The organism is Allochromatium humboldtianum, assembly GCF_013385175.1.
Classification (GTDB): Bacteria; Pseudomonadota; Gammaproteobacteria; order Chromatiales; family Chromatiaceae; genus Thermochromatium; species Thermochromatium humboldtianum.
In genome coordinates this window covers 1-345 of the sequence record NZ_JABZEO010000079.1, presented here as the reverse complement: position 1 = coordinate 345, position 345 = coordinate 1, and the positions used below count along the sequence as shown (strand labels likewise).

Annotated in this window: 1 pseudogene; it reads right to left on the bottom strand. The window is 65.8% G+C overall.

Annotated features, from left to right (window positions below):
• Positions 1-287: pseudogene (locus HW932_RS21565) on the bottom strand (Rpn family recombination-promoting nuclease/putative transposase); the annotation flags it as partial.
• Positions 288-345 lie beyond the last annotated feature (58 nt).

Below are 345 nucleotides of genomic sequence, written 5' to 3'. Positions count from 1 at the left end.
CTCAGTCCGGTGGCCTGGGCGATCTGCACATCATTCAGCAGGCCGAGTTCAATGAGATGACCGGCTGTCTCGCGGGCCGCTTCCTGGCGGCCTTTCTCCAACCCGACCTGCTCGCCCTCCTGACGTCCCTCTTGGCGTCCCTCTTCGCGCGCCTCCAGCAGCAGGGCGGCCTCATCGTGCAGGGCTTTTTCGCGTGCCTCGGCCCAGTAGCGGGCTTCTTCGTCGGCGCTCAGGGCGCGCAGTTTTTCGATCGCCCGTTGGACCGGGGGGTAGGTGTGGGTGCTCATGGTGGTGTCCTCTCGCCAGTGTTCAAAGTACGCGATCCAGGCCGACAGGCGTTCGGGC